5 protein-coding genes are annotated in these 6391 nt (G+C 72.3%); 2 read left to right on the top strand and 3 right to left on the bottom strand.

Annotated elements, in window-relative coordinates:
• Positions 1-48: 48 nt before the first annotated feature.
• Positions 49-1608, bottom strand: coding sequence for a hypothetical protein (locus ACWGJY_RS26720; RefSeq protein WP_453263383.1), 1560 nt, complete (start codon positions 1606-1608; stop codon positions 49-51).
• A gap of 192 nt (positions 1609-1800) precedes the next feature.
• Between ACWGJY_RS26720 and ACWGJY_RS26715 the strand changes: the two genes are divergently transcribed.
• Positions 1801-3147, top strand: a complete 1347-nt coding sequence (locus ACWGJY_RS26715) for a PucR family transcriptional regulator (protein ID WP_453263382.1) — start codon at positions 1801-1803, stop codon at positions 3145-3147.
• Between the two features lie 51 nt (positions 3148-3198).
• On the opposite strand, the gene ACWGJY_RS26710 is transcribed toward ACWGJY_RS26715, so the two are convergent.
• Positions 3199-4071, bottom strand: a complete 873-nt coding sequence (locus ACWGJY_RS26710) for a class I SAM-dependent methyltransferase (protein WP_453263381.1) — start codon at positions 4069-4071, stop codon at positions 3199-3201.
• A gap of 63 nt (positions 4072-4134) precedes the next feature.
• Complete coding sequence (locus ACWGJY_RS26705) at positions 4135-4779, bottom strand: TetR/AcrR family transcriptional regulator (RefSeq protein WP_453263380.1); 645 nt, start codon at positions 4777-4779, stop codon at positions 4135-4137.
• Between the two features lie 631 nt (positions 4780-5410).
• Between ACWGJY_RS26705 and ACWGJY_RS26700 the strand changes: the two genes are divergently transcribed.
• Complete coding sequence (locus ACWGJY_RS26700; RefSeq protein WP_453263379.1) at positions 5411-6226, top strand: SAM-dependent methyltransferase; 816 nt, start codon at positions 5411-5413, stop codon at positions 6224-6226.
• Positions 6227-6391: the final 165 nt, after the last annotated feature.

Below are 6391 nucleotides of genomic sequence, written 5' to 3'. Positions count from 1 at the left end.
GGGGCAGAGATCCCCGGGGGCGCCGTCCTCCGTGCGGAGAGCGAGGGCTCAGGCGGCGGGCAGCTTCCCCCGTCCGAAGAGCTTGCGCTCGTCGTGCAGGGCGAACGGTGCGGTCCGCAGATCGGCGATCTGAATGCCGAAGATCTTCAGTTGCAGCATCAGCTCGGTCTTCAGGTCGTAGCCCGCGCTGAGCGCCCACGCCGGGGCGCCACCGCCGGCGGCCGCCGCGGCCCGTCCGGTGAGGTGGACGGACAGCTCGCCGCCGACACCCGCGGTGTCGTAGAGGAACACCTGGGCGTGCGCTCCGATACGGGCCGTCGCGGAGGCCGCCCCCTCGACCCGGGGAGCCGCTCCCTTGGTCTGCTGGTGCGCCTCGCGAAGCGGCTGCCAGCCGTTCCCGCGGTCGTACTTCGCGCCTACGGCGAACGAGCCGGAGGTGCGCTGGTCGGCGTCGAGCACGATGCGGCCGCCCGCGGTGAAGCGGTACGTGAAGGTGACCTCGGTGCTGACCACGACGGGGACCGGGCCCACCCAGAAGACATGCCGTCCGGTGACCGCCGCCAGCGGCACCGCGACCTGCCCGGTGTCCGCGGTGCCCCGCACCTTGCCGTGCACCTGCCAGCCGTAGGCGTAGGAGCCGCCGAGGCCGACGGCCGCGCGCTGCGGCAGCAGGTTCAGCCCGCCGCGCTTCTCGTACTGGAAGATCAGCTCGGGCCGGAACATCACGTCGCCGGACAGCCGGGCCTTGGACTTGTCAGTGGCCTGCACACCCTTGGGCAGCGGCACGTCGACGCCCAGCCGCAGGGTGGTGAGCGCCTTTGCCGCACCGGGCGGCAGCGCGCCGCGGGAGGAGGCGTACGCCGCGCGGTGAACGGAGTGGGTGAGCGGGGAGCGCAGGGCCGAGGAGGCGGCCGAGGCGCCGGCCGACGGACTCGGGGAGGCCGTCGCCGGGGCGTCCGGGCCGCCGTCGGCGGGGGCGCTCGCCTCGCCGGACGGTGCGCTCGGACCGTCGGACGGCGCGGCGGAAGTGCCATTGCCCTGGTCCGCGCCGGAGGTGGCGGGGTTCTGCACGGTGACGCCGGAGGAGAGCGGCTTGACGGTGAGTTCCCCGCTGCGCAACGCCGTGCGCCGGTCCACCTTCTGATTGCCGAGCAGCTCCGAGAGCGTCGCGGGGGCAGTGGTCACCCGGACCTCGCCGCCGTGGCCTCCGGTGACCTTGCCCACCTTGAACAGCGCGCCCGCGGGGGCGTGGCGGTTGGGGGCGGCGGCGATGACATCGCCGGTCCGCACGCTCTTGCCGGCCGCAGGCTTGAGCACGGCCTGCCGGTGCGGCGCGTCGTACGACGCGAGCTGTACGGCGACCGAACGGCCCGAACCGCCGGGCGCCTGCGACGGCTTGGCGGCCACGGCGCCGCCCTCGGGACCGGAGGCGGCGTCACCGCCGTCCGTCCCGCTGTCCGGGCTGGCGGACCCGGCGGCCCGTATGCCGGCCGGGGACGCGCCGGATTCCCCGGAGTGCGAGAGCAGGGCATGGGTGCCGAGGGCGGCGGGGACGAGTACGCCGACCGCAGCGGCGGGCACCGCGATACGGCGCCAGGAAACTGCCATGGGATTCCTTGATGGTGCGGGGGGTGACGGGGGAGGAAAGCGGGGCCGGGCGCCGAACGACGGACGGATCCGGACGGCTGGGGAAAAGTCATCCAGGATCGAACATCTGTAGGGTTCGGGCGGCTTCCTCGTAGCATGGCGACGAATGATCGCTTTCGCCATGGGGAAAGACACCGAGTCGGGAGGGGACGGGTGGAGAGTTCCACAACGGTGCCGGAGGCCGTCGGCGCGCTGCACACCGGGATCGACGCCCTCACCGACGAGGTCATCGACGGCCTGCGGTCCCAACTCGCCTCCTACGCCGCGGTGCCGGCGGACCAGCTCCGGGGCCGCGTGCTGGCGTCCCTGCGCAACGGCCTGGCGCTGGTGCAGCGCTGGTCCGAGGAGCGCCGGTCGCGGCAGGGATCCGGGCACGGCGACGGCCGGGCGTACGGCATTCCCGAGACGCATCTCGACGGGGTGACGGCACTGGCCCGCGCACTGCCCGTCGAGGACATCATCTCCGCCTACCGGATCGGAACCGACGTCGTCTGGCGGCGGTTCAGCGAGGAGATGGCGGCCCGGCGCGGCACCGCCGAGGACCTGCTGCCGATCGCCGAGACACTGCGTGCCTGGGTCGATGCCAACACCCTGCAGATCGTCCGCAGTTGCCGTGTGGGTTTCCAGGACGACCCGATGACGGACCGCCGCCGCGCGGCGCTCGTCCGCGCCCTGCTGCTCGGCGGGAGGCAGTGGGACACATCCCCTGCCGCAGGCGGTGTACGGGACACCGGGCCGGCCGGCGACGGACCGGCCGACGGGAAGCGTGCCGGCGGATATGACGACGGGGACGCCACGGACGGCTGGTACGACCGCGGTGCGCTCCGCCTCCCCTTCCGCGCCTGCCTGCCCGCCGTCCCCCCGCCCGGCGGGCCGGGCCGCGCCCCCCGGCCCGGCCCCGCCCCGTGTGCCACCGGCCATCCCGGCCCCGGCGACAGCGCCTTCGACCGGATCGTCGTCCTGCTGCGTCCCTGGCTGGCCCTGGACGAGACGGGGAAGCCGCTGGTCACGACCGTGGAAGGGGATGTGGCGGGGCTGCTGGCCGGGCGGCCGGGCGGGTTGTGCCGCGGCCTGGTCCTGGGGCTGGGCGCCCCGGCCCCCGCGTCCGGACTCGCCGCGGAGTTCACCCGCGCCACCCAGGCGCTCCGCGCCGCCGCCGGGTTCGGACTCGTCGGAGCCTTCACCCGGGAGGAACTCGGGCTGCGGGCCGCGGTCGTGGCGCTCCCGGCCGTGGGGGAGCAGCTGGTGGGACTGCGGCTGGCGCCTCTTGCCGAACGGGGCGAGGACGGGGCCCAGTTGGAGGAGGCCGCGGCCGCCTATCTGCAGCAGGGGCTGCGCCTGGAAGCCGCCGCACGCACCCTCTACGTGCATCCCAACACCCTGCGCAACCGGCTCCGGCGGTTCGAGGAGATCACCGGCACCAGCCTGCGCGACCCGGCCGATCTGGCGGAGGTCTGGTGGGCACTGACACACCGCCGGATCCACGGGCCGGCGAGCTGAGAGGCGCGCCCGCCGGCCCCGGTGGCGACCGGTGGCGCGCCCGTCGGCGGCTCAGGCCTTCACCGCACGCAGCGCATAGAGCAGCGGAATGATCGGCTCCGACGGCGGCAGACGCCACCAGCCGTTCTCGCCCGGCACCATCCGATCGAACCGCTTCCAGGGCAACAGCTCGGTCTCCCGCACCAGTTGGACGGACAGCCCCGCGCCGATCACGGCCGAGATGACCTCCCCGAGGCCGTGCCGCCACTCGTAACTCGTCGTGGCGCCCTGTACCGGCGGGCCGTCGGTGTACGTGGACGGCGTATCGCTCCTGAGCGGGCCGCGGCCACCCAAGTAGTCGTGGTGGAGCCGGAGGTGCTGACGGTCCGGGTCCGGTGCCGGACCCAGGGCGTCGAGCAGCGGATGGAATTCGACCAGATAGAACGTCCCGCCGGGCCGGAGCAGCGAGCTGACGATCCCGGCCCAGGCGGTCAGGTCCGGCAGGTAGCACAGCGCGCCCTTGCCCGTGTAGATCACATCGAACCGGCGCCCGCCCAGCGCCGCCACGGCCCGGTGCACATCCGACCGGACGAACTCCATCTCCCGGCCGGCCTCCTTGGCGAGCCGCCGCGCCTGTGCGACCGCCGCCGCGGAGAAGTCCAGCCCCACCGTGTGCGCGGCGCCCCGATCGGCGAACGCGGCCGTCTCCGTGCCCAGATGGCACTGCAGATGCAGGACGTCCCGCCCGGCCAGATCGCCCAGATCCGTCCACTCGAACGGCGCGAACCAGTCCTCGGCGGTCCGGGAACCGTCCAGGCCGTAGAACTGGCTGGCCACATGGACCGGCGTACGGGCGTCCCAGTTCGCCTGGTTGGCGCGCACCATCTCCTCGGTGGTCGGCGATGCCCCCGGGATGGTCGACAGCTCACTCTGCTCTGTGGTCATCCCTCTCTTGTACCGGCCCGGCGGGGGAGACGGCCAGTGGGGCGTGGCGCGGCGGGCGCCTCGCTACGGCTCCTGGACGGGCGTGGTCCACACCTCCCCGTCGAGGACGTTGCGCATCCCCACCCACACCATGTTCATCAGCCGCAGGGTGATCCGCTCCGGAGGCTCGTCGGGGTGCAGCGTCATCCAGTCGGTGAGCGAATCCGCCGCCCCGACCAGGGTGTACGTCACGAAGTCGGCCTCGTCGTCGGCGCAGGCGGGCCCGGTGCTCTGCGGACCGGTCCGCACCAGCCCGGAGACCTCGGTCATCACCGCCTGCCGGGTCCGGCCCAGCTCGGCCGCGATCGCCGGGCTCAGCTCCGACGCCTGGCGGTGCAGCACCACCCAGCTGTCGCGGTGTTCGGTGACGAAGGTGAAGAACGCGAGCAGCCCTGCCCGCAGCCGCAGCTCGGGAGGGTGCGCTCGGCCGGCGGCGGCCCGTAACGCGGCCACCAGGCGTTCGGCCTCACGCCGCAGACAGGCGAGGAACAGCCCCTCCTTGGAGTCGAGATAGAGATAGACCATCGGCTTGGAGATTCCGGCGAGTTCGGCGATCTCGTCGACCGAGGCGGCGTGATAGCCGCGCTTGGCGAAGACCCGGATCGCGGCGTCGATGATCTGCTGTTCCCGGACCCGCCGGGGCATGCGTCGCCTGCGTGTGTCAGTCATTCGCGCCAGCTTACCGTAACCTTACTGGCGGGTAAGTTGACGGAAAAGCAAGGGAGTAGGGGGTGCGGGTGCGTGTGGCGGCGGTGCCGACGGGTGTAAAGCGTGCCGATAGTGGTAGGCGACCTCACGCAACGCTCCCTTTCGCAACGGCTGTTGTTCGGGTGTCTGCCGGGGCGGAACCAGTTGCGGTCCGGGCCCGGGTGCGCTCCTCGGCCGGCCGGACCGTGCGGGGGCGTGCCCGGCGTCGGGTGTCGCCGGGGGAAAAGGAACGGGCCGCCGCCTGTGAGTGGCGTGGCGGCGGCCCGTACCCCCGCCGCCGGAGTGCCGGGCGCCGGCGCCGCTTCTCCTGATCGCCGAATCCGAAGGGTGATTCCCGGCCATGACGGTCATGACGGACCCGCCCTGCCGCGGTCTGGCCGATTGAACACCCTTGATTCGTACACACGTTGGGCGGCTCGTGTGTGCTGAGGGAGCAACACCTCGCACTTCGCCGCAAGGGACCCTGTCGCTCGCCTGCAACAACCGCCGATCGGTGGGTATGTTGGGGGCTTGCAGCGCGTGGTCACTCTTATACGGAGCGATCACCCCTGCCCCATGGCTGATGACTGTCGAAGCGACGGGAAAGTGTGGAATGAGCCAGGAATCACAACCGCAGTCCAGCGCTGTTGATATCAGCATCCCGAGCGTGGCGCGGATGTACGACTGCTACCTGGGCGGCAAGGACAATTACGCCGTCGACCGCGAGGCCTGCGAAGAGCTGAGCAAGGTCGTCCCGAGTACCCAGGTGCTGGCGATCAACAACCGGCGTTTTCTGCAGCGGGCGGTCCGCTGGCTGGCTCGCGAACACGGCATCCGGCAGTTCATCGACCACGGCTCAGGCCTGCCGACCCAGGACAATGTCCACCAGGTCGCCCAGCAGGTCGACCCGGACTCCCGCGTGGTGTACGTCGACAACGACCCCATCGTGCTGGCGCACGGCCGCGCGCTGCTGGAGGAGAACGCCCACACCGCCGTCATCCAGGCGGACATGCGGGACACCGACGGAATCTTCGGCAGCCCCGAGGTCGAGCGCCTGATCGACTTCGGCCAACCCGTCGCCGCGCTGTTCGTCTCGGTCCTCCACTGCATACCCGATGCGGACGACCCGGCCGGTCTGATCAAGCGCGTTGCCGACCGGCTGGTGCCCGGCAGCTTCCTGGTGGTGTGTCAGCTGGTCAGCGAGGACGCCGCCACCCGCGACTTCGTCACCGAATTCATGCGGGTCAGCACCCACGGCCAGTGGGGCCGGGTACGGCAGGCCCATGAGCTGGCCGGTTTCCTGGAGGGGCTGGAGATCGAGGAACCGGGCCTGGTGGAGGTCTCCACCTGGAAGCCGGATGCGGACATCGGCCCCAAGCAGCTCACCCAGGAGTGGATCGAATTCGGCGGCGTCGCCCGCAAGGTGTAGCGCGGCGGTACCACAGCACGGATGAGGGGCGGGGCGCCCCGCAGGCGCCCCGCCCCGCTCCCCGGAAGCACATTCGTGAGGCGTACGGGGTGTGCAGCCGGGCCCCCAACGGCCGGGACAGGCGCGGCGGCGCGGGCGGGGGCCGGTGCCCGGCGAACACCGCGG

This window comes from Streptomyces sp. NPDC054765 (genome assembly GCF_053612065.1).
Note: the sequence above shows the minus strand (reverse complement) of the source record. Positions and strands in the feature narration are given on the sequence as shown.

Bases quoted from the DNA above. Each gene is read 5' to 3' on its own strand.
- ACWGJY_RS26720 (WP_453263383.1), bottom strand. From the start codon at position 1,608: ATGGCAGTTTCCTGGCGCCGTATCGCGGTGCCCGCCGCTGCGGTCGGC.
- ACWGJY_RS26710 (WP_453263381.1), bottom strand. From the start codon at position 4,071: ATGACCACAGAGCAGAGTGAGCTGTCGACCATCCCGGGGGCATCGCCG.
- ACWGJY_RS26705 (WP_453263380.1), bottom strand. From the start codon at position 4,779: ATGACTGACACACGCAGGCGACGCATGCCCCGGCGGGTCCGGGAACAG.
- ACWGJY_RS26700 (WP_453263379.1), top strand. From the start codon at position 5,411: ATGAGCCAGGAATCACAACCGCAGTCCAGCGCTGTTGATATCAGCATC.